General features: G+C 43.9%; 28 protein-coding genes. 27 read left to right on the forward strand and 1 reads right to left on the reverse strand.

The genetic code is table 11. The annotated features are described in order from the left end of the window. Nucleotides 1-10: 10 nt before the first annotated feature. Entirely contained in the window at nt 11-652 is a 642-nt protein-coding gene (locus GLW00_RS03995) for a YigZ family protein (RefSeq protein WP_160911416.1), read from the reverse strand. A 160-nt stretch (nt 653-812) separates the two neighbouring features. On the opposite strand from GLW00_RS03995, the gene GLW00_RS04000 reads away from it, so the two are divergent. The 27 genes from GLW00_RS04000 (at nt 813) to GLW00_RS04130 (ending at nt 24,637) form a co-directional block, all read left to right on the forward strand. Then, nucleotides 813-1,952, forward strand: coding sequence for a sensor histidine kinase (locus GLW00_RS04000; protein ID WP_160911418.1), 1,140 nt, complete (start codon nt 813-815; stop codon nt 1,950-1,952). 170 nt (nt 1,953-2,122) lie between these two features. Continuing rightward, on the forward strand, nt 2,123-2,800 hold the full coding sequence (locus GLW00_RS04005; protein ID WP_160911420.1) for a response regulator: 678 nt from the start codon (nt 2,123-2,125) through the stop codon (nt 2,798-2,800). Between the two features lie 313 nt (nt 2,801-3,113). After that, nucleotides 3,114-3,959: a DegV family protein gene (locus tag GLW00_RS04010; RefSeq protein ID WP_160911422.1), complete on the forward strand. Its 846-nt coding sequence runs from the start codon at nt 3,114-3,116 to the stop codon at nt 3,957-3,959. Between the two features lie 59 nt (nt 3,960-4,018). Beyond that, nucleotides 4,019-5,434, forward strand: a complete 1,416-nt coding sequence (locus tag GLW00_RS04015; RefSeq protein ID WP_160911424.1) for an ATP-dependent helicase ComFA — start codon at nt 4,019-4,021, stop codon at nt 5,432-5,434. After that, a complete protein-coding gene (locus GLW00_RS04020) occupies nt 5,431-6,096 on the forward strand; it encodes a ComFC family protein (protein WP_160911426.1) in 666 nt (221 codons plus the stop codon). Before GLW00_RS04015 ends, GLW00_RS04020 begins: the two co-directional genes overlap by 4 nt. Before the next feature lie 76 nt (nt 6,097-6,172). Beyond that, nucleotides 6,173-6,586, forward strand: coding sequence for a TIGR03826 family flagellar region protein (locus GLW00_RS04025; protein WP_160911428.1), 414 nt, complete (start codon nt 6,173-6,175; stop codon nt 6,584-6,586). Nucleotides 6,587-6,600: 14 nt separating this feature from the next. Next, complete coding sequence (gene flgM / locus GLW00_RS04030; RefSeq protein WP_237417407.1) at nt 6,601-6,933, forward strand: flagellar biosynthesis anti-sigma factor FlgM; 333 nt, start codon at nt 6,601-6,603, stop codon at nt 6,931-6,933. 18 nt (nt 6,934-6,951) lie between these two features. Further along, a complete protein-coding gene (locus GLW00_RS04035) occupies nt 6,952-7,443 on the forward strand; it encodes a flagellar protein FlgN (RefSeq protein WP_160911429.1) in 492 nt (163 codons plus the stop codon). An 18-nt stretch (nt 7,444-7,461) separates the two neighbouring features. Continuing rightward, a complete protein-coding gene (flgK, locus tag GLW00_RS04040) occupies nt 7,462-9,003 on the forward strand; it encodes a flagellar hook-associated protein FlgK (protein WP_160911431.1) in 1,542 nt (513 codons plus the stop codon). An 11-nt stretch (nt 9,004-9,014) separates the two neighbouring features. Next, the gene (flgL, locus tag GLW00_RS04045; RefSeq protein ID WP_160911433.1) at nt 9,015-9,896 is read left to right on the forward strand and encodes a flagellar hook-associated protein FlgL; all 882 of its coding nucleotides are present in this window, start codon (nt 9,015-9,017) and stop codon (nt 9,894-9,896) included. A gap of 77 nt (nt 9,897-9,973) precedes the next feature. Then, nucleotides 9,974-10,525, forward strand: coding sequence for a DUF6470 family protein (locus GLW00_RS04050; RefSeq protein WP_160911435.1), 552 nt, complete (start codon nt 9,974-9,976; stop codon nt 10,523-10,525). 5 nt (nt 10,526-10,530) lie between these two features. Beyond that, nucleotides 10,531-10,974 carry a flagellar assembly protein FliW gene (gene fliW, locus GLW00_RS04055; RefSeq protein WP_237417408.1) on the forward strand — a complete coding sequence of 148 codons (444 nt, stop codon included), beginning with the start codon at nt 10,531-10,533 and terminating at the stop codon, nt 10,972-10,974. Continuing rightward, a complete protein-coding gene (gene csrA, locus GLW00_RS04060; RefSeq protein ID WP_160911437.1) occupies nt 10,961-11,188 on the forward strand; it encodes a carbon storage regulator CsrA in 228 nt (75 codons plus the stop codon). Before fliW ends, csrA begins: the two co-directional genes overlap by 14 nt. A 125-nt stretch (nt 11,189-11,313) precedes the next feature. Then, nucleotides 11,314-12,348: a flagellin N-terminal helical domain-containing protein gene (locus GLW00_RS04065; RefSeq protein ID WP_160911438.1), complete on the forward strand. Its 1,035-nt coding sequence runs from the start codon at nt 11,314-11,316 to the stop codon at nt 12,346-12,348. Between the two features lie 338 nt (nt 12,349-12,686). Continuing rightward, nucleotides 12,687-12,788, forward strand: coding sequence for a flagellin (locus tag GLW00_RS04070; protein WP_272482804.1), 102 nt, complete (start codon nt 12,687-12,689; stop codon nt 12,786-12,788). A gap of 224 nt (nt 12,789-13,012) precedes the next feature. Then, nucleotides 13,013-13,381, forward strand: a complete 369-nt coding sequence (flaG, locus tag GLW00_RS04075) for a flagellar protein FlaG (RefSeq protein WP_335808434.1) — start codon at nt 13,013-13,015, stop codon at nt 13,379-13,381. Between the two features lie 12 nt (nt 13,382-13,393). Further along, nucleotides 13,394-14,935 (forward strand): flagellar hook-associated protein 2, encoded by a 1,542-nt coding sequence (locus GLW00_RS04080; RefSeq protein WP_160911440.1) that lies wholly within the window; start codon nt 13,394-13,396, stop codon nt 14,933-14,935. Nucleotides 14,936-14,957: 22 nt separating this feature from the next. Next, nucleotides 14,958-15,347, forward strand: coding sequence for a flagellar export chaperone FliS (fliS, locus tag GLW00_RS04085; protein WP_160911442.1), 390 nt, complete (start codon nt 14,958-14,960; stop codon nt 15,345-15,347). Beyond that, a complete protein-coding gene (gene fliT, locus GLW00_RS04090; protein WP_160911444.1) occupies nt 15,347-15,697 on the forward strand; it encodes a flagellar protein FliT in 351 nt (116 codons plus the stop codon). The genes fliS and fliT overlap by 1 nt, the downstream gene beginning before the upstream one ends. Before the next feature lie 13 nt (nt 15,698-15,710). Then, nucleotides 15,711-16,094: a DUF8042 domain-containing protein gene (locus GLW00_RS04095; RefSeq protein WP_160911446.1), complete on the forward strand. Its 384-nt coding sequence runs from the start codon at nt 15,711-15,713 to the stop codon at nt 16,092-16,094. Nucleotides 16,095-16,231: 137 nt separating this feature from the next. Beyond that, complete coding sequence (locus GLW00_RS04100; RefSeq protein ID WP_160911448.1) at nt 16,232-17,638, forward strand: cell wall-binding repeat-containing protein; 1,407 nt, start codon at nt 16,232-16,234, stop codon at nt 17,636-17,638. Nucleotides 17,639-17,846: 208 nt separating this feature from the next. Beyond that, nucleotides 17,847-18,407 (forward strand): ribosome hibernation-promoting factor, HPF/YfiA family, encoded by a 561-nt coding sequence (hpf, locus tag GLW00_RS04105; RefSeq protein ID WP_146816972.1) that lies wholly within the window; start codon nt 17,847-17,849, stop codon nt 18,405-18,407. Nucleotides 18,408-18,598: 191 nt separating this feature from the next. Next, complete coding sequence (locus tag GLW00_RS04110) at nt 18,599-18,781, forward strand: hypothetical protein (RefSeq protein WP_160911450.1); 183 nt, start codon at nt 18,599-18,601, stop codon at nt 18,779-18,781. A 121-nt stretch (nt 18,782-18,902) separates the two neighbouring features. Further along, entirely contained in the window at nt 18,903-21,416 is a 2,514-nt protein-coding gene (secA, locus tag GLW00_RS04115; RefSeq protein ID WP_160911452.1) for a preprotein translocase subunit SecA, read from the forward strand. A 68-nt stretch (nt 21,417-21,484) separates the two neighbouring features. Further along, nucleotides 21,485-22,589 (forward strand): peptide chain release factor 2 gene (prfB, locus tag GLW00_RS04120; RefSeq protein WP_160911454.1). Its coding sequence is split into 2 segments (ribosomal slippage): nt 21,485-21,556 and nt 21,558-22,589, totalling 1,104 coding nucleotides; the frame shifts between segments, so codons are not numbered across the junction. Between the two features lie 99 nt (nt 22,590-22,688). Beyond that, nucleotides 22,689-23,570, forward strand: a complete 882-nt coding sequence (gene galU / locus GLW00_RS04125) for a UTP--glucose-1-phosphate uridylyltransferase GalU (RefSeq protein ID WP_160911455.1) — start codon at nt 22,689-22,691, stop codon at nt 23,568-23,570. A gap of 227 nt (nt 23,571-23,797) precedes the next feature. Then, on the forward strand, nt 23,798-24,637 hold the full coding sequence (locus tag GLW00_RS04130) for a YitT family protein (RefSeq protein WP_439108889.1): 840 nt from the start codon (nt 23,798-23,800) through the stop codon (nt 24,635-24,637). The last annotated feature ends 20 nt before the right edge of the window (nt 24,638-24,657 follow it).

Below are 24,657 nucleotides of genomic sequence, written 5' to 3' on the forward strand. Positions count from 1 at the left end.
ATAAGCTCCTTTACTCAGGTGTGACATCAAATTCTACATAGGAAGCGTCTCCTTGTTCGATGGATGCCTGACCACTTGTCAGATTAGTCATCCAGTCTTCACATTCCTTTTCCAGTCCGCTTTCTACATATACTATTAATTCCACATTTTCTAGGTAATTAATCCTTTCTAATGTGTAATCTGAGTTCCTTACTTCATTTTCCACTTTACCGAGAAGATGATAATCAATGGTGACCTTCATTTCCTTCATGAGCTGCCGCCTGACGACCCCTGTTGTGTTGATCGCTTCGGAAGCGGTTGATCCATAAGCACGAATGAGCCCTCCAGCGCCAAGTTTAATCCCGCCGAAATAACGAGTCACAACGACAGCTGTGTCTTTCAGCCCTCTTTTCTTCAACACTTCAAGAATGGGAACGCCGGCCGTGCCGCTTGGCTCTCCATCATCGTTCGCCTTTTGTATAAGGTCCTGCTCACCAATCATATAGGCCGAGCAGTTATGGGTGGCATCATGGTGTTTCTTTTTGATCTGCGAAATAAAGGCCTGCGCTTCCTCTTCGGTTTCACAGCGTTTGACATAACCAATGAAACGCGATTTCTGGATTGTCACTTCTTCTGAACCTTCTGGTTTTACGGTATAATAGCTTTCTAACATCGTCTCAAAAACCTCCTGAGGTTTAATTATATCGATGGGGAAAAAAATCGGCAAATGGTTCGACTATTGTTCATTATTATACATTTTTACTGAGAATCACCCCCATAAATGGACATAGGTCTTACGAATGAGTATGTGAATATTGATGGAGGGACTTATGATGAGTTTTAAAAAAACTGGGGACATCGCCCTTGACCATATCATCAATGAGATGGTTGAGACCGTCACGAATAGCAAAGATGAAATCTTTCAAATTGGTGAAGAGTCCCGAAGTGAATTTGAAAAACTGAACAAAGAACTGACAGAAACGAAGAAACAAGTGTTGTCTCATATCGATGAAGGGGACAAGCTTGAACAAAGAGTCCGTTTTTCACGGACGCGCTTATCAGAAGTCAGTAAGCACTTCCAGAAGTATTCAGAGGAAGAAATTCGAAAAGTTTATGAACAAACCCACGAACTGCAAATGGATTTGTCCATGAAGCGTGAAAAGGAAAAACAACTCCGCGAACGGCGGGACGATATAGAGATCCGTCTCCGTAACTTAGAAGAAACGATTGGCCGTGCGGAAGCGCTCAGTGGGAAAATTTCGGTCGTGCTTAATTATTTGACCGAAGATTTCAAGCATGTCAGTGATGCTCTTGAAGATGCGAAGGAAAAGCAGGAGTTCGGCTTGCAGATCATTGAGGCTCAGGAAGAAGAGCGGCGTCGTTTGTCCAGGGAAATCCATGATGGCCCTGCGCAAATGCTCGCAAATGTCATGTTACGTTCCGACCTTGTCGGCCGGACTTATCGCGAGCGTGGGATTGAGGAAGCCATGGAAGAGGTTAAAAGCGTACGATCTTTAGTACGGTCTGCGCTATATGAGGTCCGGAGAATCATCTATGATCTTCGACCGATGGCGTTGGATGACCTTGGGCTTATCCCTACATTGAAGAAGTATTTGGCCACCATTGAGGACTACAACAAAAATGTCCAGTTTTCTTTTGCCTCCTTTGGAGAAGAGAAACGTCTGGAGACCAAGTATGAAGTAGCTCTCTTCCGCCTAGTTCAAGAAGCCGTGCAAAATGCATTGAAGCATGCAGAGCCATCTGAAATCAAAGTGAAAGTTGAAATGAAGTCAAACGCAGCTCTGATCATCGTGAAGGATGATGGGAAAGGTTTTGACACCACGAAGAAAAAAGAGAAATCTTTCGGCTTGGTCGGAATGAGGGAACGCGTCGACATGCTCGATGGCGAGCTCAATATCGATTCAAGTATTGGAGAAGGGACGATTGTCACGATTCATTTACCAATAAATTGATAATTTTTCGAAAAACTATGTAAATGGACGTGAATCGTTTATAATAGGGAATAGGATTAGGGTAGATTCAATCTTCTAAAAAATAGACAAAAACAAAGATAGAGAGAGATAAAGAATAGGTTAGGGGAACCAAAAACCATTCTATGTGTGAGAAACAGGAGGAAATGACCATGACGACCAGAATAGTCCTAATTGATGATCATAAATTATTCCGTGAAGGCGTAAAAAGAATTTTAGATTTTGAAACGAGCTTCGAAGTTGTAGCCGAAGGTGATGATGGGGATACAGCGGTGAACCTTATTGAAGAGCACATGCCTGATGTTGTTCTGATGGATATCAACATGCCAAGCATGAACGGGGTTGAAGCGACAGCTGAAATTACGAAACGCTATCCCGAAATGAAAGTGATCATTCTGTCGATTCACGATGATGAGAACTATGTGACACACGCACTGAAGACAGGGGCGCAAGGTTACCTTCTCAAAGAGATGGATTCTGATGCATTGATCGATGCCATCAAAGTTGTAGGTGCTGGAGGTTCTTACCTGCATCCGAAAGTCACACACAACCTAGTCGCTGAATATCGTCGTCTGGCAGATAGCAAAGGCGGCAGTGCTTATCGAACGATCGAATATCGTAAGCCATTGCACCTTCTCACACGCCGTGAATGTGAAGTGCTGCAACTGTTGGCGGACGGAAACAGCAACCGTGGCGTAGCGGAAGCTCTCTATATCAGTGAGAAAACCGTTAAAAACCACGTAAGTAACATTCTGCAGAAAATGAACGTCAACGACCGTACGCAGGCTGTCGTCACAGCCATTAAAAACGGCTGGGTCGAAGTTATCTAAATAAAAGAATATACAAAATTGTTAGGGCTGTTTTTTTAAGGTGCAGAAATGTATACCTGAAAAAACAGTCCTTTTTGATGTGTAGATTTGGCTTTTAATTGGGGGTTGATTAGAGGTTATTTGGAATTATTTGGTGTACCAGGTCATCCAGATTCTGGATGACCTGGTACACCAAATATAGACATACGGATGACTGTTTTCGTATTAGTTGGTGCATTGTGGGTGGGGTTCATGTAAAATAGATAGAGAGAACATCGGAAATTATTTTACATATATTCATAGAAAAGACTAAGCATACAAGGAGTTGGATCGGATGAAAACAGCCGTAATTACAGACAGCACAGCTTACCTTCCGAGAGATGTACGTAAAGCCAACCACATACATATGGTTCCGTTGAACGTGATTTTTGGTCATGAATCCTATCAGGAAGAAGTAGATATCAACGCAGATGACTTTTACGATATGGTGAAAGAAGGAGGAGAACTCCCGAAAACTTCTCAGCCTTCGATCGGGATCATGACACAGAAACTTGAGGAGCTTTCTCAAGACTATGATGCGGTCATCTCTATTCACTTATCCAGCGGCATCAGTGGCACGTACCAAGCGATGGTCACCGCAGGCGAAATGGTCGAAGAGATCGATGTTCACGTGTTTGATTCAGAAATCAGCTGTCACATGCAAGGCTTTTATGCACTGGAAGCTGCTGAATTGGCAGACAACGGGGCAACGCCTGATCAAATTATCCATCGATTAAATGAAATGAAGCAATCAATGAGCGCTTACTTCATGGTCGATGATCTCAGTCACCTGCAGAGAGGCGGCCGCCTGAATGGAGCCCAGGCCTTTGTAGGCAGCCTTCTCCAAGTAAAGCCTGTTCTCCATTTTGTGGATACTAAAATCGTGCCGTTTGAAAAAATCCGTACACGGAAAAAAGCGATTAAGAAGATTGTTTCCCTTTTTGAAGAAAAGGTAGAAGAAGGCGGAACGTACAAAGCCTGCCTGATTCATGCCAATCGACCGGAAGAGGCGGCAGAGTTGAAAAAAGAATTGGAAGAAAAACATGATAACGTCGAAGTCGTCCTCAGTTACTTCGGTCCCGTCATCGGCACGCACCTTGGTGAAGGCGCGATGGGCCTTGGATGGTACCGTCAATCCTAATAAATAGAGCCTGTTTGTGAGACTCAAACAGGCTCTATTTTCTATAGGATGGTGGTTAAATGTTCAAAGCGGTTAAGAAATATCTTCAAAAAGACTTCTCCTGGATTCCTCCTGAAAATCCCACCCACAGCTTCTCTTCTCTCTCCGGAAAACTCCTTCTTCGTCACGAAATCCCTTATGAAGATGAAAAAGTAGATCACTTAGTAGCGCAATCGATCCTTACAAAAGTAACAAGCATTGAGACTTGTCCTTGGGGTTATCGCTGCAGGCGTTGCGGAAACACGAAATCCTACCTTTTTGCGAAAATGCCTCATGCGACATGTGGTCAAACTTGTGTGTACTGCCGCTCCTGTATTCAAATGGGAAGAGTGATAGACTGTGAACCTTTATACTATGGAAGTTCTGGTTATGAATGGTCCGTCCATGAACACCCCTGCCAGTGGGATGGGGAATTGACGCGACATCAACAAAAAGCGGCAGATGAACTGGTGGCACTTGTCCGAACAGGATTCGGAGAAAAACTAGTATGGGCGGTTTGTGGAGCCGGAAAGACAGAGATTCTCTTTCCTGCTTTGGCGGAAGCGCTGGAAAAGGGGAAGCGCATTTGTCTGGCTACACCTAGAACCGATGTTGTCCGAGAGCTGCTCCCTCGCTTAAAAAAGTCATTTCCTGATGTGAACATCCACGCTCTATACGGCGATAGTCCGGATAAAGCTGGTGATGCCCCTTTTATTATCGCTACTACACATCAGTTGCTCCGCTTTGCTCATGCGTTTGATGTTATGATCATCGATGAAGTCGATGCTTTCCCTTTTCATAATGATCCATCTCTCCATTATGCCAGTGAACGAGCGTCCAAACCGCACGCTTCTATCATCTATTTAACGGCCACACCAAGAAAGGAGCAGAAGCGAAGGATTCGTTCCAAAGACCTTCCTGTCGTATTCATCCCTCAACGTTTCCACGGCCATCCTCTTCCTGTTCCCCAACTTAAACTTACTCCTACACTTCACCGTTATTTACAAAAAGGTGAGCTTCCACCAAAGGTTCTCCAGCAAATCGTTCATCAGCAACAGACACCGAGACAACTGCTTCTCTTTCTTCCTTCGATCAAAATGGCTGAACAAATAGCTGAACACTTAAAGGAACGGAACTATGAGGTGCGATCGGTTCATGCGGAGGACAGTCAGCGGGCAGAGAAGATCCAGGCGTTCCGGAAAAAAGAATACCGTGTACTCATTACAACGACGATTTTGGAGAGGGGAGTGACGTTTCCGTCTGTTGATGTTTATGTCATTGACGCAGGGCACGTGGTTTTCGATGAAGCCGCGCTCGTTCAGATTTCAGGAAGAGCAGGAAGAAGTCCGGACGATCCTAAAGGAAATGTGATTTTTTATCATATTGGGAAAACGGATGAAATGCTGGATGCTGTGGAGTCGATTCGTTATATGAATAAACTGGGGCGGAAGCTATGAGGTGTCTCATCTGTCATGCTGAAACCATCCCTGCTGTTACGTGGGGCACGTTCTGGAAGCCCCCTGTTCAGAAAAAGATATGCCGGGATTGTGAGGAACAAATGGATAAAATAACGGCTCCTTCATGCCCTCGATGTCATCGTCCAGGGCATGAGGGAGTGTGTCACGACTGTGAAAAATGGGAGAAAACAAATCCTGGTTTATTAGAACGAAATGTTGCAGCTTTCCCATACAATGATTTCAATAAAGACCTTGTGGCACGCTGGAAATACAGGGGAGACTATGCGGTTTTGGGTGCTTTTAAGGAAGATCTGCAAAATGCGTGGTTAGCTTCTGGATTTAAAGGGAGACAGGTATTGAATGTGCCCCTTAGTCGCAAGCGTCTCGATGAGCGTGGTTTCAATCAATCAGAAGCGATTATCCAGTCGTTGGAGCAAGAGCCTTTATCTATATTTGAACGGTCCCACAGTGAGAAGCAGTCCAAAAGAGGCCGGAGGGACCGCATGCAAGCCGTAAACCCCTTCCGGCTTCTGCATCCAATTACAGACCCTGCAGTTATTGTTGATGATATTTACACGACAGGGAGAACGGTCCGGCATATGGCTTCGTTATTGAAAAAACATGGATGTCCATCCGTATCATCTTTTACTATTTTTCGCTGAATGGGCTATAGGACTTTTGAATCTCTCCATCTGTGCCGATATAATAGATAAATAGAGAACATGGAGGACGATGAAGATGGGGGAATTAGCGAATTGCTCACGTTGTAATGGGCTTTTTTTGAAAGGATCGAGCAACGTTTGTCCTGAGTGTAAGAAGCAGGAAGAAAAGGACTTTCAAACCGTCTACGCTTTTCTGAGAAGAAAACAAAACCGGACAGCAACGGTAGATGAAATTGAGGCAGGGACAGGGGTTTCTGAACGGCAGATCCGTAAGTTTGTCAAAGAGAAGCGGCTTCACCCCGCCCATTTTCCAAATGTAAACTATCCTTGTGAAAAGTGCGGAGCGTCCATTCGAGAAGACCGTTTATGTGCTGCCTGTAAAGAATCGATCCAAAAAGGACTCGATGTACAAGAACGTAATGAATCTTTGGAAGCTAGAAAAGAAGAGAAGGAACGGGAAAAAGCAAACAGGACTTATTATTCATGGTGAAATGAATCATAAGCATGATTTATATCTTCATGACTGTTGTCGATATAAATAGTAATAGACAGTCGGATAGAAATGAGGTGACAGAATTGAAAATTAATGGCCCGAATCATACGAATTTAAATCCATATCAAAAGCAGATGAACAAGCAGGCAGAAATCGGACAGAAGAAGCAAGCGACCGACAAAATCGAAATTTCTGAAACTGCCAAACAGATGCAGGAATCCGGGAAGAACGATTCTGTACGTGAAAAACTGGTTGAACAAGTGAAAGCAGATGTACAGCAGGGAAATTACCAGGTGGACGCCAAGGCGACCGCTAAAAAGATGCTTGATTTTTGGTCGAAGTAATTATAGAGGAGAATCATCATGACGATCGATCCGGTCATCAATCATATGAAACAGCTTCAGCAGTTGCATGAAAGCCTTTTGTCTTTGTCGCAAAAGAAAACAGAGGCACTGAAAACGAACGATGTCACTGGTATTCAACAGCTGCTGATTCAGGAGAAGAAGCATGTTCAGGCGATTGAAAAAATCGAAAAACAAAGAGAACGGTCAGTAGCTCAGTGGGCTTCGGAAGAGGGGCTTGCTACACATAGACAGACCGTATCCGAACTTATTGAAATCCTTAATGGAGAAGAAAGAGAGAGGCTTCAGAACGTTTATGAAGCTCTCATCCTCGTTTTAGCTGATTTGAAGCAACAGGAAAAGTTGAACACAGAACTGACACAGCAATCTCTGCAGTTCATCAACATGTCGCTCGACCTTCTCCAACCCTCCCTTCAGTCTGTGAATTATGGAGGAAAAGAAATAAAAGATGGGAGCACAGCTAAACGTTCCATCTTTGATTCAAAAGCATAAAGCAGAGGAGTAACCATCATGGGATCAACGTTTCACGGATTGGAAGTAGCAAAGCGCGGGCTTTTCACTCAACAATCCGCTTTATATACGACAGGACATAATATTGCTAATGCGAATACAGAAGGATATACGAGGCAGCGTGTCAATTTTGAACAGACAGGGCCCTTTCCACCGGCTTCGCGAAACCGCCCGGAGATTCCTGGTCAGGTCGGAAGTGGTGTAGAAGCAGGATCAATCGAACGTGTAAGAGTCGGGTTCCTTGATCAGCAGTATCGTGGTGAAAGCAGCAAGTCCGGCTATTATGATACTCGCTCTGGTGCATTAGGAAGGTTGGAAAATGTAATGAACGAACCTTCTGAAGATGGCCTCGCGAAGACGATGGACCGTTTTTGGCAATCTTTACAAGACTTGTCCGTTAATCCGGAAGACTCTGGTGCGCGCTCTGTTGTGCGTCAACGTGGGCAAGCTGTAGCGGAAACATTCAACTACCTTTCAAACACGATTCAATCGATGCAGAAAGATGTTAAAACAGAGATTGGTGTCACAGAAAAAGAAATCAATTCATTGGCGAACCAAATCAATAACATTAATCAGCAAATCGCTGAAGTGGAACCACACGGCATGGTTCCGAACGATTTGTATGATGAACGTGATCGATTGGTCGATCAATTATCCCAACATGTGAATATCGAAGTGAAATACGAGGATACACCTTCTTCCGCTGAGCCACTGGCTATGGGGAAGGCGAGTATCTCAATTGTGGGTAACAATGGGCAGCCTCTAAGTCCACCCGCCAAACTTGTAGATGGAGCTGCGAATGAAGTGAACCCTCTAAAAGTCAATTATGACGAAGATGAAGTTCATGCCGGTAGTATCCAGGTCGGTGGTAGTGCTTCCTATACTATAGAAGACTTCTCATCCCAAGGTAAATTGAAAGGCTTGCTTGATTCCGGAGGCTACATGCAAGGCAACGAGGAAAAAGGGAGCTATTCGCAAATGCTTTCGGACCTAGATAAGATGGCGACAGGATTTGCGCGCGAGTTTAACACTGTCCATACTCAAGGAAGATCTTTAAATAGTATTGAAAACGGGGATGAGGTTCCTAACTTTTTCAATATTGATATGGAAGCAGAAGGAGTCATTGAAGGTGTAGCGGGTACTATTGGTCTGACTGACGAAATTAAAGCGGATGGAGACAATATTGCCGCAGCTGTAACAGATAAAGCTGGTGACGGAGGGAATGCTTCGAAATTAGCAGATGTCCAAAGTGAACCGAATGCAGTATTTGGTGAAGAAACTTCTATGGACAGCTTTTATGAATCGATGATTGGTACGATGGCTGTTGAGACACAGGAAGCAGAACGGATGTCAAGAAACGCAGGTACACTTAAAAGCTCTGTAGATGAACAAAGGCAGTCCGTCAGTTCTGTGTCATTGGATGAAGAAATGTCGAACATGATCAAGTTCCAACATGCGTATAATGCAGCGGCGAGAAACATTACTGTCGTCGATGAAATGCTTGACCGTGTCATCAACCAAATGGGACGAGTAGGAAGGTAGGTGAATGACTGATGCGTGTAACTCAAAGTATGCTTTCGAATAATATGCTGCGAAACTTGAGCGATAGTTATAGGAACATGGGGAATTATCAGGAGCAATTATCGACAGGGAAGAAAATTTCCCGTCCTTCCCAGGATCCCGTGGTAGCTATGAAAGGGATCAACTATCGCCAGCAAGTAACCGAAGTGGAGCAATTCCAGCGTAATATCGGTGAAGTCCATAATTGGATGGACAATAGTGATGCAGCTCTTGATAAAGCTACACAGGCAATGCAGCGAGTTCGTGAACTGACCGTTCAGGCGAGCAATGATACATACGATGAAGGCCAACGTGAGAATATTGCTAAGGAAATTCGTCAGCTGAAGGAACATATCGGATCAATCGCTAATACGAAAGTGAATGATAAATATATTTTCAATGGATCGAATACAACGGAAGCTCCTTTTGATATGGAAGATTTAGAAGGTTCTGTACCACCTGGGAACGATCCGGTCAATATCGAGGTTTCATCTGGCGTTAAGCTTCAGACGAATATTACCCCTGGGAATGTGTTCAATCAAAAACTTTTTGAAGACCTCGAGAATTTCGCATCTGCACTTGAAGGGGATACAACCCAGGGAGAGCTCGGGGATTTCATTGAATCATTCGACGGTCATATCGGAAATATCGTTAACGAACGTGCCGATTTGGGGGCCCGCATGAACCGTGTGGAATTGATTGAGGATCGTTTGGAATCACAAAAAGTAAGTGCGACAAGAATGATGTCCGACAACGAGGATGCAGATATTGAAAAAGTAATCACGGATTTAAAAACACAGGAAAGTGTCCATAGAGCGGCGATGGGCGTCGGGGCCCGAATCATCCAGCCCACGTTGATGGATTTTCTAAGATAAGGCTGTCTCGATTTGAGACAGTCTTGTTTTTTGAATAAGCCTTTCATTGCAAGGCACCTTCATGAGGAGGGACAAGGATGAATATTCCTAAGCTTCAGATGCAGTCCACTCCAGGACGGATTGGGCTGAGGATTAATAAGCCAGAGCAAACGATCAAGCAGCATCAAGTAGAACAATCGATTCAACAACCAAAAGCGGATATGAAAATTGAACAAAAGCCTGGGAAGCTAACGATAGACCAGACAAAAGCCTGGCATAACCTTGACTTAAAAAATGTATTGGTACGTACAGAAGAACTTGTCGGGATTGCGAGAGACCTATGGATGGAAGGTCTTGCCCGTGTCTCCCGTGAAGGTGATGAGCTCATGCGCATCGAAAATGGAGGAAATCCCATTGCTACCCAGGCGAAGCGGAATTCAGTGTTTGATTTTACCTTTTCACCAGGGGGCCGTCCCACATATGAACTCATTCAAATGAACTATCAACCAGGAAAAGCAAAAATTGATATCCAACGTCGTGAACCAATGATCGAAAATAAGATACGCGAGCCTGAACACCACTACCGTCCCGGCAATGTTAATGTAAGTATGGAACAGATGCCAGACTTGAAGATAGATTGGAAGGTGTAATCATGATGATTGAAACGAAATACTTTGGTGAGATTGAGATCGAGAAGAAGGATTGTATTGAATTCCCTGCGGGTTTACCAGGGTTTGAAAGCTATCATACTTTTGTTCTTTTACCTGTGGATGAGCTAGGTACATATTTTGCGTTACAGTCTGTGGAAGAAGCAGGTCTGTCGCTCGTTGTTACAAACCCTTATCATTTTTATAAAGACTATGAATTTGATATCAATGAAGAAAAGTTGGAAATTAAACGTCCAGAAGATGTCGCGGTATATAATGTGGTGACATTGCGAGACCCATTTGATGCGTCGACGTTGAATTTACAGGCACCCATAGTTATGAACACGGCTGTAGGGAAAGCCAAGCAGTTGATTCTAAATCAACCAGAATACAACACGAAGCATCCGTTGATTCCTTCCGGGAAAGGTGGTGAGTCTCATGCTCGTCCTTAATCGCAAAGAAGGAGAAACTGTTAGAGTAGGAGATGATATCACCATTACCGTCGTCGGTGTCGAAGGTGGACAGGTGAAACTGGGGATAGAAGCCCCTAAAAATGTGGGGATTCATCGCCAGGAAGTTTATGTGGCGATTGAAAAAGAGAATGAGGAAGCAGCTAATGTGTCTGGAGATTTGTTGAATCTATTAAAAAATGCAAAAAAAGATTAAAAAGAATGGGAAGTCGGTCGATATAAGTAATGTAAAACATTACATAAGTCGGCCGACTTTTTGTTTTGTAACTAGAGGATCGCACAAGGATGTGGGATTACTTATTTCAAGGAGGAATTTTTTAAATGAGAATTAATCACAATATCGCGGCGCTTAATACGCACCGTCAACTAAATCAAGCGAACCAAGCAAACCAAAATTCAATGGAGAAACTTTCTTCAGGTCTTCGTATTAATAATGCTTCTGATGATGCTGCAGGTTTAGCTATTTCTGAGAAAATGCGTGGCCAAATTCGTGGACTTGAACAAGCACAAACGAATGCTCAAGATGGGATTTCCTTGATTCAAACGGCTGAAGGTGCTTTAAATGAAACTCACAGTATGCTACAACGCATGAGGGAACTTACAGTACAGGCTAATAATGGTACAAACACTCAGGATGATAGAGAAAAAATTCAAGATGAGATTAGTAACCTACAAACGGAAGTTACTAAAACAGCTGAAAGAACTCAGTTTAATAAGCAAGATTTGTTAAAAGGTACATTTGGTGCTAAAGTTGAAAATGAAGGTACTAATATAAGTGATTTTAAAGTGAGTTATGATGGAGCAGCAGCTGCCACTGATTATACTATTACTACAGAAGCAGGTTCCGGTGCTCATGGTATTACAATTAGTAGTACTAGCTTAGGTGTATCTCAAACTATTGATGCAACTGATATCGCTTCCCTATCAGAAGGAGATACTTTTAATTTTGATAAGATTGGAATAAAACTAGAGGCTAAAGTTGATGGTGATTATGCATCAATTTCTGCTTCTAATGGTTTTGAAGTGAGTGCTGGCGGTGTCGATTTACAGGTGGGTGCTAACGGGGGGCAGCAAATGAGCCTTACTATTAATGATATGCAGGCATCTGCTCTTGGAAGTGCATCTCATAAAATAGATGCTATTGATGTTGGGGCTGCAGATTGGGATTCAGCACAGTTTGATACAGATTTAGCTGCAATTGATGATGCCATCACACAGGTTTCTGAGGAAAGAAGTAAAATGGGTGCTTGGCAAAATCGTTTAGACCACACTATCAATAATTTAAGCGCATCGTCTGAAAACCTTACTGCTGCGGAATCTCGTATCCGTGACGTTGATTATGCTTTAGCTGCATAAGCTAAGCGCAGTCGTCCTGGCTGGTAACGGCTAGCGATAATAATCGGGTGAATTGCTGGAAACCCCTTAGAACTTTTCTTGCCAAAACGTAGTTGGAAACGACAAGCGTGAAGGTTGAAAAAAAGAAGAGATTGGGCAATCAGCAGCCAAGCTCCTGTCTTGAAAAAGTGGAGAAGGTTCAACGACTAGGATAGACCACCGTTTAAGGTGATGAAATCCGTAGGTGAAACAATGGTCATCAGCATTGTGAATCCGAAGTGCCCGACCCCTTTCTGTAAAAGGGTGAAGATATAGTCTGGTCATTTATGAAAGTAAATGTTCGCACGATGGCGAAGGAAATGATGAACCAAACGAAACAAAGTATTCTTTCTCAAGCTTCACAAGCTATGCTTGCAAAAGCGAATCAACAACCACAAGGAGTTCTTCAACTTCTACGTTAATAAAGATAAAAAGGCCCTCATTTCTGAGGGTCTTTTTTTATGTCTAGATTTATTAGCTTAATGAGCTAAGAATATCAATGAGACCTGATGTTCTGTATGTGCTATTGTCCCCCCCCATATTAAACTGGGTCCATAATAAGAGGTAAATTGTATTATTACGTTTAATTATTGTCACCTCTAACCGATATAAAAAGAAACTACATAGCGTTAGGGAGTTGTTGAAGGTGGATGTAAGAAATCTTATTACCCAATCACAACTTCTGCAGAGAAATAACTTACAACCTGGTGTCCGTTCAACTGTTCAGAAGAATGAATTAAAAAAGACTGAGAGAATGAATGAATACTTTAAAGAAGACACGACCGATAAGCAAAAAGAAAAACTGAAACAGGCTACAGAAGATATGAATGAGTTTTTCAAAGCTGTAAATACCTCGTTGCTATTTCAGTTTCATGATAAATTAGAAGAATACTATGTAACCATCGTAGATAGTGATACAGAAGAAATTGTGAAAGAAATTCCTCCAAAGAAGATGCTGGATATGTATGCATCGATTGCGGAACGACTTGGATTTATTGTTGATGAAAAAATATAAGCAGGTGATAGAATGAGTGATATGCGCATTGGTGGTCTTGCTTCAGGTATGAATACGGATCAGATTATTAAAGATTTGATGAATGCTGAGAAGCAACCTCTAAATAAAATGGAGCAGGATCGTGAATGGCTTACATATAAAAGAGACGCTTACCGTGATGTAAATAAACAACTTGCAGAGTTGGATAAGATTGCTTTTGACATGAAACTAGAGCGTTCTTATAACTCAAAAGATGTCAGCTCTTCAGGTGCAGCTGTATCTGCGACGGCGCTGTCTAGTTCTGATGAAGGCAGCTACAAGATGGAAGTTTTAGAACTTGCAGAGGCTGCTTATAATTATAGTCAAAATGGCATTAGTAACGGTGAGTTCGATCCGGATGATACTCTGGCTAATCAGAAAGATAATCTAATTAATGGAATAACTCTTGATGATACTTTTTCCCTTACCACGTATGGTGAGGGAGGAGAAGAAACAACCGTCTCTTTCAATGTTACTGGTAATAAATCTCTTAATGACATTCTGGGTGAGATTAACGACTCTGAACTAGGTGTCCGTGCTTTCTATGATAAAGGAGCAGATAAAGTGATGCTCGAACGTACGGAAACAGGGGATTTTAATACAGATGAAAGTAAATTTCTCGGAGCGGAGATTGGCTTCAATGGAACATCAGCGTCTTTCTTAGCTGATACACTCGATATAAAAAATGGTAAGAATGATGGAACAGGCTGGGTACTGAATGAAAAGGGTGGGACGGATGCCCGTTTCACTTACAACAATTCTTTCGAGATGACCTCCCATACCAATGACTATTCCCTGAACGGTATGAACTTTACGTTTAATGAAGTCGGCACTTCCACTGTCACTGTCTCAAACAATGTTGATGATTCCTTTGAAAAAGTGATGAAGTTCGTAGAAAAATATAATGAAGTAATTGAAGATTTGAATGGAAAAACGGAAGAGAAACGGTACCGTGACTTCCAACCATTGACTGCGGAACAGAAAAAGGATATGGAAGAAGAAGAAATTGAGCTTTGGGAAGAAAAGTCTAAAAGTGGTATGCTCAAAGGCGATTCAGTAGTCAGTGGTGTCCTGAGCAGCATGCGTCAAAATTGGTACACTCCAGTTGAGAATGATGGGGAATATAGCATGGCCTCTCAGATAGGAATTACCACCACATCCAATTACCGTGAGGGCGGAAAGCTAGAAGTCGATGAGGATCAATTGCGTCAAGCATTGAGAGACAATCCTAATTCTGTAGCCAAACTTTTTTCGGGGTCAGACGCCAATCCTGGCATTGCCCGTCGCCTTGAGACCTCTATAGAAAACGCGACCAAATCCATAGAGCGAAAAGCTGGCAAGCCAACTAGTTTAGATAACAACTTCCTGTTAGGGAGGCAGATTGAAAGTATTAATGATGAAATGGATTCCTTTCAGGATCGCTTGAATGCTATTGAGAATCGATACTGGCGTGAATTTGGGGCCATGGAAAAAGCTATACAAAAAATGAATTCGCAATCCGCTTTTATTATGCAGAACTTCAGCGGTGGAATGTAACAATAAAAGGAGTGCTGGCTAGATGTCTATTCAAGCCTATCAAAATAACTCAGTAGAAACAGCTTCCCCTGGGGAACTCACTTTAATGCTTTATAATGGATGTATAAAGTTCATTAGAATCGCTCGAAAAGCAATGGAGAATAATGAAATTGAGAAGAAAAATACAAATATCCAAAAATCACAAAAGATCATTCAAGAGCTTATGATTACGATGGACCAGCAATATACAGTGACGCAGGAAATTTTGCCACTGTATGATTATATGAACCGTCGTTTGGTGGAAGCGAACACGAAGAATGATGTCGGGATTTTGGACGAAGTCGAGGGACTTGTGGTAGAGTTTCGCGACACTTGGAAGCAGGTCATTTTAGAGTCGAGAAAAACGCAATTTGGTCAAGGTGGAAATGCCTAATGGGTGTATGGACTGAGTTTGCCTCCATTACAGCGAACCTGGATGAGGTCGTCCATCAACCGGTGCATGAGATGAACCGAACAGCTGTTATAGAGGAAGTGGAGACTCTTTTGAATAAGCGGGGAGTCCTCCTTGAACAATTATCAGAACCTTCTCAAGAAGAGAAGCAACTGGTAAGTGAAGTGCAAAAACGCGATTTAAAAATCAATCAACAGCTCGAGTGCCTCTTTGACGGATTGAAGCGGGACATACGTAATGCAAAAAAACAAAAGTCCAGCAAACAGCGCTACGTCAATCCCTATCAAAGTGTTTCCGGCTATGACGGTATGTATTTAGACCATAAAAAATAGAATAGGTGATTTTTTGTCAGAACTAACAGCAGAACAACATGAAATGCTGGAGCGGTATGATGAGCTGTTAAGTACCATCAGTGAAGGGTTCAAATATTTAGAGGACCATATGAAAACAGAAGAGACTCCAATGGCACAGCAAGTGTTTCAGGACGTGCTCCTTAGCTTGGAACAAATCAGCCGTTCACATGATCAAATGGAGGTCTTTTTTAAAGGGAACGAGGAGCTTCAGGCTTTAGTTATTGATTTTCACGGAATCGTTAATCATCTGCAAGGGTGGTTCGAGCATGACACGGCACAAGAAAAACATCATTTGTTAGTGGAGCATGTGGTCCCAGCATTTGAAAGCTGGCGGACGCGTATGGAAGCATTTGTGAAACCCTATACGGCTCATTAAAAGAAGTATCCATGACGGATGCTTCTTTTTTATGGTAGATTTTGAGATAAATCTCCTATATAATCCCACAGTGGATGGGTGAATGAATCGATGATAGGTTTACCCTCCGTCTTTACATAAGAAAGGGGTACGAATAGATGTGGAAAGTGACAGGGATGGCCGCGACCTTATTGTTATCGGCTGGTGTACTTATGAATCCTGTAGGAGAAATTTCGGCAGAGGTGGACGATGATTCTAAGCGTTCTATACATAATGATCGTGTATCTTTACAGGCGAGTAACATGGAAGATCTTGAGGAGGAAGAGCCCAATGACTCTATCGATGCAGCAAATTCATTGGCACAGAATAGGTGGGCGCGGGGATATTTGACTGATGAAGATGAAGACTATTTCACATTCGAAATAGAAGGGGATCATCGAATAGAATTCCAGTTAATGTTATATTCTATGGTGGATGGTGCTTATAACACAGAGATGGATTTAGACGCGGAATTGTATGATGCCAATGGAAAGGTAGTCGCTGGCTACTCAGAATATAACAGTGAATATGGATATAATGGTGCATTCTTTTTAGATCCAGGAATCTATTATGTGAAAGTTATTGACGAAGCCAATGTGGATAATGGGATTCCTTATACGTTAGCTTCCGATGTGGCTGATAAATATCCAAGAATCAATCGTTATTGGGGAGTAGACCGCTATTGGACGGCTGCGAATATTGCGAGACAGGATAGCAGTCGGGTCCCTTCTGAAAATGTCGTTCTGGCAACCGGACAGGACTTCCCTGATGCACTGGCAGGTGCTCCACTTGCGGAACACCTGGATGCTCCAATTTTGTTAACGCGAAAAGAACGATTGCCGGATATAACAGAACAGGTTTTATCGACATTGGATGCTGAACATGTCACCATCCTTGGAGGCACAGGAGCGATTTCCGGAGACGTAGAAGATTATATCAAGGATGAACTGAACCTTGATGTTGAACGGATTTCTGGAAAGAATCGTTACGAAACGTCGGTAGCCATTGCTGAACATCTCCCTCCATCCGATGAAGCAGTCGTTGCTTATGGTGGGAATTTTCCAGATGCTCTATCGATCGCTCCTGCAGCGGCCGGAAAAGCGATGCCGATTCTTTTAACGAAGAAAGAAAGCATACCAGCTGCGACAGAGAACGTTCTCGACAATTACAACCAGACGTATGTCGTTGGCGGGACAGGTGTCGTTAGTGATCAGGTGTACCGTCAGCTTCCAGATGCGGATCGTATATCAGGGAAAGATCGCTATGCCACTTCCTTAGCCGTTGCGAAGTACTTTGATATGGAGACACAGTCCGTAAGTCTTGCCACAGGCTCGAACTTCGCAGATGCGTTAGCCGGGTCTGTACATGCAGTGAAAGAGCCATTGCTGCTGACACCAAAAAGTAAGCTGGATGAAGAAGTGAAGCAGTATTTTATCGATCATCAAACAACCTACTTCCAAATCTTTGGCGGGGAAGCTGCCGTTGGTGAGGGTGTAGAAGAAGATATTTGGTCCATATATGAATAAAGTTGAAGGAGCCTATTCTACATAGGCTCCTTTTTTATCTAGTAAAATGACAAAATAATAACCAGATAAAGGCTGTATTCTTATACAAAGGTACATCTTCCAACAATTACTGACACAAATTAGACAAAATATTTCGAAAGTTTATGCAGGAAAGGGTGTGGGTATGATAGAATATATATCACATAAGGATGAAAGGAGGACACTTCTAATGCTACAATACAACATTCGTGGTGAAAACTTGGAAGTGACGGATTCTATTAAAGAATATGTGGAGAAAAAGGTGAGCAAGCTCGAACGCTACTTTGATACTCCGCCGTCTTCCGAGGTACACGTTAATTTAAGTGTCTATAATGATGAGCAGACAATCGAGGTCACAATTCCGATGAAGAATCTACTTCTTCGCGCTGAGGAACACAACACAGATCTATACGCTGCCATCGACCTTGTGGTAGATAAATTGGAACGACAAATTCGCAAGCATAAAACGAAAGTGAATCGTAAGTTCCGACAAGAGGGTGCTCCGAAACACGTCTTTGCCGAGCTGGAACGCGAGGCGCAGCAATACCAAACACAAACGATTGATGATGAATTTGATGTTGAAATTGTAAAAACAAAGCGTTTTGATTTGAAACCGATGGATAGTGAAGAAGCAGCATTGCAGATGGATATGCTTGGTCACAACTTCTTCGTCTTTACAAACGCAAATACAGATGAAACGAACATTGTTTATAAACGTCGTGATGGCCGTTATGGTTTGATCGAAACTTGATAGCTTCATAGAGTAAACGCCTCTGCTTCAGCAGGGGCGTTTTTTTGTTTTTACAAGTATATGGGTTAAAAAAAAGATATTTCTCTAGAGAGAATCAATTTTTTCTCATTATTTGGAACATAAAATGGAGTTTTGTGCGTTCGCTCATTCTCAGGAAAAGTAGTATAAAGGATACAACAGGAGGTGAAGGCATGAATGGCAAGGAGTTTGAGTACATTTATAAGCGCTTGAACCAGCAGGAAGAAACGATCGCTCAGCTTGTGGAGATCATCGGTGCGACTAATCGCCGCATTACGGATCTGGACCGCAGGCAGCTCGGCGTTGAACACCAGATCATCCGCGAACGTCCCCTCTCTTTTACTCCCTCTACATAAATCTTTCATCGGTGTCTCTCGTCCTATGTAGTTGATTGTCAGGCCGCTTCTCTTAGTGTTATGATAATAGAGGATTAAACTATTCAACCGAAGTTCGGAAATCAACAGAGGAGCGGTTGCGATGCTTGGTACTTTAAAGAAGATCTTTGGCGATGGGAATACACGTCAATTGAAGCGATTGGAGAAAATCGCCGATGACATCGAAGCGATGGAATCGCAAATCGAAAAAATGTCTGATGATGAGTTAAAAAATAAGACAGAAGAATTTAAAGAACGCTATCAAAATGGCGAAGATCTAGATAATATGCTGGTTGAAGCTTTCGCGGTTGTACGTGAAGCTTCTAAACGTGTGCTTGAAATGCGCCCGTTCCGTGTACAGCTCTTGGGTGCGATTGCCCTTCACGAAGGTAACATTGCAGAGATGAAAACCGGTGAAGGTAAAACACTGGCGTCTACGATGCCGGCATACTTGAACGCGATTACTGGTAAAGGCGTGCACATCATCACGGTCAACGATTATTTGGCGAGCCGTGATGCGACAGAGATGGGCGAACTTTTCCAATTCCTTGGACTGACTGTGGGCTTGAACTCGAACGGCATGTCGAAGGATGAAAAGCGTGAAGCGTACCTGGCGGATATTACGTATGGTACGAACAACGAGTTCGGATTTGACTACCTACGTGACAACATGGTGCTTTACAAGGAGCAGATGGTTCAGCGTCCGCTTCACTTCGCCATCATTGACGAGGTCGACTCGATCCTGATTGACGAAGCGCGTACACCGTTGATCATCAGTGGTTCTGCTTCTAAATCCGCAGATCTTTATCAGGGAGCAAACTCTTTTGTTCGTTTGCTTGCGAATGAAGAAGATTATACCTATGACGAAAAAACAAAGAACGTTCAGCTGACAGAAGAAGGAATCAACAAAGCCGAGCGCTTTTTCAAAATTGAAAACTTGTTCGACCTTTCTAACGTATCCTTGATTCACCACATTAACCAGGCGCTCAAGGCGCATACGTCGATGCAGAAGGATACCGATTATGTTGTCGATGAGGGCGAAGTGGTCATCGTCGACCAGTTCACCGGGCGTTTGATGAAAGGCCGCCGTTATAGTGACGGACTGCACCAGGCCATTGAAGCGAAAGAAGGACTCGAGATTCAGAACGAGAGCCAGACGTTGGCTTCTATTACGTTCCAGAACCTTTTCCGTATGTATGAAAAGCTTTCCGGTATGACCGGTACAGCGAAGACCGAGGAAGAGGAATTCCTGAACATCTACAACATGCGTGTTATCGTGATTCCGACGAACCGTGACATCATTCGTGATGACAAGGCCGATCTTGTTTACAAGACGATGGACGGGAAGTTCAAAGCGGTGGTTGAGGATATTAAGGAACGCCATGAAAATGGTCAGCCGGTGCTTGTCGGTACAGTAGCGGTTGAAACGTCCGAAATCATTTCCCGTTACTTGACGAAAGCAGGAGTTCCGCATAACGTCTTGAACGCGAAAAACCACTTCCGTGAAGCGGAAATCATAGAAAACGCTGGTCAGAAGGGCGCCGTAACGATCGCGACGAACATGGCCGGTCGTGGTACGGACATCAAGCTTGGAGATGGTGTGAGAGAAGCTGGAGGGCTGGCGGTTATCGGTACAGAACGTCACGAATCCCGCCGAATCGATAACCAGCTTCGTGGTCGTTCCGGTCGTCAAGGAGACCCGGGAATGTCCCAGTTCTACCTGGCGACAGATGACGAACTGATGCGCCGTTTCGCTTCTGACAATATTCGCAGCATGATGGATCGTCTTGGAATGGACGATTCTCAGCCGATTGAAAGTAAGATGATCTCCCGTGCAGTCGAATCCGCACAGAAACGTGTGGAAGGAAACAACTTCGATGCGCGTAAGACGATTCTTTCTTATGATGATGTCCTTCGTCAGCAGCGTGAAGTCATCTACAAGCAGCGTTATGATGTACTCACTTCCGAAAACTTACGTGATATCATTGAACAAATGATTCAGCGTACTGTTTCCCAAACGGTGGCGACTCACACAAGTGAGGAAGAAGAGGAAAACTGGGAGCTTGAAAGCCTTGTAGAATACCTGCGTGCGAACTTGCTGCATGAAGGTGATGTAACGGTGGATGACTTGAAAGGAAAAGATCCTCAGGAAATGGAGGAGCTTATCCTTGAAAAAGTGAAACAGCGTTATGACGAGAAAGAAGAAGAATTGACGCCAGATCAGATGCGTGAGTTCGAAAAAGTCATTCTGCTGCGTACGGTAGACCAGAAGTGGATGGATCACATCGATCAGATGGACCAGCTGCGTCAGGGAATCCACCTGCGCGCTTACGGTCAAAACGATCCGCTTCGTGAATATAATTTCGAAGGCTTCCGTATGTTTGAACAGATGGTTGCCAATATTGATGAAGAAGTTTCCCGCTATGTCATGAAGGCTCAGATCCGCAACAACCTGCAGCGTCAGGAAGTTGCTCAAGGGGCACAGGCCGTCTCCGGCGGCAGTGAAAGTAAAGAGCCGAAGAAAAAATCCCCGGTCGTGAAGAAGGATCATATCCGTCGTAACGACCCATGTCCTTGTGGAAGCGGGAAGAAATATAAAAATTGTCACGGAAAATAAGAGGTTGAGGCACTCTCTTTCTAGAGGGTGTCTTCCCTTGTTTTAAGAATCATATAGGAGTGATGGATATGGATATGGCAGAAATCCGCCATGCATTGGATAATACAGCTAAGCGATTAGCGGACTTCAGGGGGTCTCTTTGACGTCGATCAAAGAAAAACCCGGATTGCAGAACTAGAAGAACAAATGACAGAACCAGGCTTCTGGGACGACCAGAACACGGCGCAGAAAGTCATTGATGAAGTGAACGGACTGAAGGGTCTTGTCCACACACTTGAAGACCATGAAGAAACGCATGAGAATCTGGAAGTTTCTTATGAGCTTGTCAAAGAAGAAGATGATGAAGAATTGCGCGAGGACCTCGAACAGGAAGTCCAGCAGCTGAAGAAAGACCTTGACCAATTCGAACTGAACATTCTTTTGAGTGAGCCCTACGATAAGAACAACGCGATTCTTGAGCTTCACCCGGGTGCGGGTGGTACGGAGTCCCAGGACTGGGCAAGCATGCTTCTTCGTATGTACACACGCTGGGCAGAGAAGAAAGGTTTTTCTGTTTCCACGATGGACTATCTCCCTGGGGATGAAGCAGGCGTGAAGAGTGTGACCCTTCTGATCAAAGGGCACAATGCGTACGGATATTTGAAAGCGGAAAAAGGCGTACACCGTCTTGTCCGAATTTCTCCTTTCGATTCCTCCGGCCGTCGTCACACGTCCTTCGTGTCTTGTGAAGTGATGCCTGAGTTCAACGATGAAATCGAAATTGATGTCCGTACAGAAGATTTGAAGATCGATACGTACCGTTCCAGTGGTGCCGGTGGACAGCACGTCAACACGACAGACTCTGCCGTTCGTATCACGCACCTGCCTACAAATACAGTCGTGACGTGTCAATCGGAACGTTCGCAAATCAAAAACCGTGACCAAGCGATGAAGATGTTGAAGGCGAAGCTTTATCAGCTTGAGATCGAGCGCCAACAGCAGCAGCTTGATGATATCCGCGGCGAACAAAAAGAAATCGGTTGGGGAAGCCAAATCCGTTCCTACGTGTTCCACCCTTATTCCATGGTCAAAGACCATCGTACGAATGAAGAGGTCGGAAACACGCAAGGCGTCATGGATGGTGACCTTGATAAATTCATCAACTCTTACCTCCGTTCTAAAATGGATGCTTAATATGGAAGACGCTCACAATAGTGAGCGTCTTTTTTCTGTTCACCTATGACTATTTTTGCTACTATGAAGTTATCTTACATACGAAGGAGCGAATAAAGAATGAAGGTGAAAAAAGCAATCATTCCTGCAGCTGGACTCGGCACACGTTTTTTACCCGCAACAAAGGCGATGCCGAAAGAGATGCTTCCGGTCGTCGATAAGCCGACGATTCAATATATCGTAGAAGAAGCGATCCAGTCAGGTATTGAGGATATTATCATCGTAACAGGAAAAGGGAAGCGTGCGATTGAGGATCACTTCGATCATGCGTTTGAACTTGAGGATAATCTTTATAAAAAAGGAAAGCTTGATCTCCTTGAGGAAGTTCAGCAATCGGCTGAAGTTGACATTCATTATATTCGCCAGAAAGAACCGAAAGGGCTGGGACATGCCGTCTGGTGTGCCCGCAAGTTTATCGGAGACGAACCGTTTGCCGTCCTGCTTGGAGACGACATCGTCCGTTCGGATGAACCTTGCCTGAAGCAGTTGATCGACCAGTATGAAGAAACGCAATCATCAGTCATCGGTGTCAAACAAGTGCCGGAAGATGAAACCGATCGCTACGGGATCATTGCGCCTGAAAAACAAGAGGGCCGACGCTATCAAGTGAAGCACTTTGTTGAAAAGCCGGCTGTCGGTGAAGCGCCGTCAAACTTGGCAATCATCGGCCGTTATGTGTTCGCGCCTGAAATCATGGATCTGCTTGCCACTCAGGAAGAGGGAAGAGGTGGAGAGATCCAGTTAACCGATGCCATTGAGCGTTTGAACCTTGATCAGCCTGTGTACGGGTATGAGTTTGAAGGTGAGCGGTATGATGTCGGGGACCAGCTTGGTTTTATAAAAACGACCCTCGCCATTGCAATGGAAAGGGACAACATGCGCGACGATGTTCTTGCCTTACTAGCAGAGATTATGGAAAAACAGGAATCGATGAATTCATAAAAGCAGGCGGCGGGTCTTGAGGCCCGTCGCTTTTTGTATAGAAGGGGAGAGGAAGCAAAAACTAACAGGAATACGACATCTTGCTCCTTTACCGTGTTAACACGTTATTCTGCTCTCATTTACAGGAGGATGCCCTAGTGTTATACTCCTTACGGTTTATGGAGAACGATACATAGGGAGAGTCGAACAGCATGATGATGATGGCAAAAAAATATCGTCGGGAGCCGATGCCACCGGCACTTAGACAAGCACTCGATTACGGGTTAGTTATTCTTGGATCATTTTTTGTAGCGTTAGCCTTCAATTTATTTTTATTACCGAACAACATCGCCTCTGGAGGAGTAGCAGGCGTCAGTACGATTACGAAAGGTGTATTCGGCTGGGAACCGGGTGTCGTCCAGTGGGTGTTGAATATCCCTCTTTTCATTATGGGCGTTGTCATCTTAGGAAAGAACTTTGGTCTGAAGTCGTTCGTCGGGACCGTTACCCTGCCGCTCTTCGTCTTAATGACGAGCGAGATGGCGCCGGCAACACCCAATCCTTTACTTGGCGCGATTTTCGGTGGAATGGGCGTTGGACTAGGACTTGGCATCGTTTTCCGAGGACGGGCCTCAACAGGCGGGATCGACTTAGCTGCTCAAGTCCTGCACAAATTCACACATTTACCGCTGGGCATCAGTGTCGCTTTACTGGACGGGATGATTGTCCTGACATCGGCAATTGTCTTCTCACTGGAAGAAGGTTTGTATGCACTCATAGGGTTATTCGCAACCAGTCGGACCATCGACTTTGTCCAAGTGGGACTGAATACTTCGAAGAACGTGATGATCATTACGGAGGATGTCGATGAAGTGCGTTCGGCTATTTTTGAACAAATCGATCGCGGTGTTACTGTACTAAGTGGAGCTGGCGGCTACACAGACCGGGAACGCCGGGTCGTCATGTGTGTCGTCCAGCAGAATGAATTCATCAAATTGACACAAACCGTAAAAACGGTTGACCCGGGGGCATTTGTCGTTGCCATGAATGCCACTGAAGTACTTGGAGAGGGTTTCAAAACCTCCTGACTCGGTTATAATATCTCTAT

Source organism: Halobacillus litoralis, assembly GCF_009856445.1.
Classification (GTDB): domain Bacteria; phylum Bacillota; class Bacilli; order Bacillales; family Halobacillaceae; genus Halobacillus; species Halobacillus litoralis.

Bases quoted from the DNA above. Each gene is read 5' to 3' on its own strand.
- GLW00_RS03995 (WP_160911416.1), bottom strand. From the start codon at position 652: ATGTTAGAAAGCTATTATACCGTAAAACCAGAAGGTTCAGAAGAAGTG.
- GLW00_RS04000 (WP_160911418.1), top strand. From the start codon at position 813: ATGAGTTTTAAAAAAACTGGGGACATCGCCCTTGACCATATCATCAAT.
- GLW00_RS04005 (WP_160911420.1), top strand. From the start codon at position 2,123: ATGACGACCAGAATAGTCCTAATTGATGATCATAAATTATTCCGTGAA.
- GLW00_RS04010 (WP_160911422.1), top strand. From the start codon at position 3,114: ATGAAAACAGCCGTAATTACAGACAGCACAGCTTACCTTCCGAGAGAT.
- GLW00_RS04015 (WP_160911424.1), top strand. From the start codon at position 4,019: ATGTTCAAAGCGGTTAAGAAATATCTTCAAAAAGACTTCTCCTGGATT.
- GLW00_RS04020 (WP_160911426.1), top strand. From the start codon at position 5,431: ATGAGGTGTCTCATCTGTCATGCTGAAACCATCCCTGCTGTTACGTGG.
- GLW00_RS04025 (WP_160911428.1), top strand. From the start codon at position 6,173: ATGGGGGAATTAGCGAATTGCTCACGTTGTAATGGGCTTTTTTTGAAA.
- flgM (WP_237417407.1), top strand. From the start codon at position 6,601: ATGATTTATATCTTCATGACTGTTGTCGATATAAATAGTAATAGACAG.
- GLW00_RS04035 (WP_160911429.1), top strand. From the start codon at position 6,952: ATGACGATCGATCCGGTCATCAATCATATGAAACAGCTTCAGCAGTTG.
- flgK (WP_160911431.1), top strand. From the start codon at position 7,462: ATGGGATCAACGTTTCACGGATTGGAAGTAGCAAAGCGCGGGCTTTTC.
- flgL (WP_160911433.1), top strand. From the start codon at position 9,015: ATGCGTGTAACTCAAAGTATGCTTTCGAATAATATGCTGCGAAACTTG.
- GLW00_RS04050 (WP_160911435.1), top strand. From the start codon at position 9,974: ATGAATATTCCTAAGCTTCAGATGCAGTCCACTCCAGGACGGATTGGG.
- fliW (WP_237417408.1), top strand. From the start codon at position 10,531: ATGATTGAAACGAAATACTTTGGTGAGATTGAGATCGAGAAGAAGGAT.
- csrA (WP_160911437.1), top strand. From the start codon at position 10,961: ATGCTCGTCCTTAATCGCAAAGAAGGAGAAACTGTTAGAGTAGGAGAT.
- GLW00_RS04065 (WP_160911438.1), top strand. From the start codon at position 11,314: ATGAGAATTAATCACAATATCGCGGCGCTTAATACGCACCGTCAACTA.
- GLW00_RS04070 (WP_272482804.1), top strand. From the start codon at position 12,687: ATGATGAACCAAACGAAACAAAGTATTCTTTCTCAAGCTTCACAAGCT.
- GLW00_RS04080 (WP_160911440.1), top strand. From the start codon at position 13,394: ATGAGTGATATGCGCATTGGTGGTCTTGCTTCAGGTATGAATACGGAT.
- fliS (WP_160911442.1), top strand. From the start codon at position 14,958: ATGTCTATTCAAGCCTATCAAAATAACTCAGTAGAAACAGCTTCCCCT.
- fliT (WP_160911444.1), top strand. From the start codon at position 15,347: ATGGGTGTATGGACTGAGTTTGCCTCCATTACAGCGAACCTGGATGAG.
- GLW00_RS04100 (WP_160911448.1), top strand. From the start codon at position 16,232: ATGTGGAAAGTGACAGGGATGGCCGCGACCTTATTGTTATCGGCTGGT.
- hpf (WP_146816972.1), top strand. From the start codon at position 17,847: ATGCTACAATACAACATTCGTGGTGAAAACTTGGAAGTGACGGATTCT.
- GLW00_RS04110 (WP_160911450.1), top strand. From the start codon at position 18,599: ATGAATGGCAAGGAGTTTGAGTACATTTATAAGCGCTTGAACCAGCAG.
- secA (WP_160911452.1), top strand. From the start codon at position 18,903: ATGCTTGGTACTTTAAAGAAGATCTTTGGCGATGGGAATACACGTCAA.
- galU (WP_160911455.1), top strand. From the start codon at position 22,689: ATGAAGGTGAAAAAAGCAATCATTCCTGCAGCTGGACTCGGCACACGT.
- GLW00_RS04130 (WP_439108889.1), top strand. From the start codon at position 23,798: ATGCCACCGGCACTTAGACAAGCACTCGATTACGGGTTAGTTATTCTT.